The 1,056-nt window shown below is 66.6% G+C and carries 1 protein-coding gene; it reads left to right on the forward strand.

The features are described 5' to 3' along the window. The coding region (locus CRO39_RS20205; protein ID WP_238394746.1) for an IS5 family transposase at positions 1-1,034 on the forward strand (1,034 nt) is incomplete at its 5' end. Positions 1,035-1,056: the final 22 nt, after the last annotated feature.

Here is a 1,056-nt window from a genome sequence, read left to right on the forward strand (position 1 = left end):
TGCCGTGCAACCCCAGTTCGCTCACGCGCTGGCGTCAGCGGTTGGGCGAGGTGGGCATGGAAGAACTGCTGGCGCAGACGGTCGCGGCGGCGCGATCGATGAAGGCGGTCGATACCCGGGAGCTGTCGCGGGTGATCGTGGACACCACGGTGCAGGAGAAGGCGATCGCGCACCCGACTGACAGCCGGCTGCTGGAGGTGGCGCGCAGGAAGCTGGTGCTGCTGAGCCGTCGCAACGGGCTCCAACTGCGGCAGACCTACGAGCGGGAGGCGCCGGGCCTTGCGCGCAAGGCCGGTCGGCATGCGCACGCGCGGCAGTTCAAGCGCATGCGCCGGGTGTTGCGTCGCCAGCGCACGTTGCTGGGCCGAGTGTTCCGGGATATTGGCCGGCAACTGGACACGCTGGACGAGGCGGCCCGCGAGCAGATACAGGTGTGGCTGGAGCGGGCCGAGCGGATCGGCAGCCAGCGTCCGAAGAACAGCAACAAGCTGTATGCCCTGCATGCACCGGAGGTGGAGTGCATCGGCAAGGGCAAGGCGCGCAAGCCCTACGAGTTCGGGGTGAAGGTGGGCATCGCCGTGACCGCCCGGAAGGGGCTGGTGGTGGGCGCGCTCAGCTTTCCGGGCAACCCGTACGACGGCGACAAGCTGGAAGAGCAGCTTGAGCAGGTCGGGATCGTCAGCGGGCAGAAGCCGAAGACGGCGATCGTGCTTGGCTATCGCGGCCGCGAGGTCGAAGGGGTCGACATCCTGCACCGGGGCAAGCCGAAGACGCTGACCAGGCGACAGTGGGCGTGGGTGAAGCGCAGGCAGGCGGTCGAACCTGTGATCGGACACCTGAAGGACGATTGCCGAATGCGGCGCTGCCATCTGAAGGGTGCCGAGGGCGATGCCCTGCACGTGATTGCCTGCGCTGCGGGATACAACATCCGCTGGCTGATGCGGTGGATCGTGTTTTTGTGCGCCTGGGTTCTGGGAACTGCAGTCCGGAGCACTTCACGCCAGCAGTCGATGCAGATCGCAACCGCTGCCTGAAATCGATACTTCAGGGACGACT

The sequence above is a fragment of the Pseudoxanthomonas wuyuanensis genome, assembly GCF_900215535.1.
Lineage (GTDB): Bacteria > Pseudomonadota > Gammaproteobacteria > Xanthomonadales > Xanthomonadaceae > Pseudoxanthomonas_A > Pseudoxanthomonas_A wuyuanensis.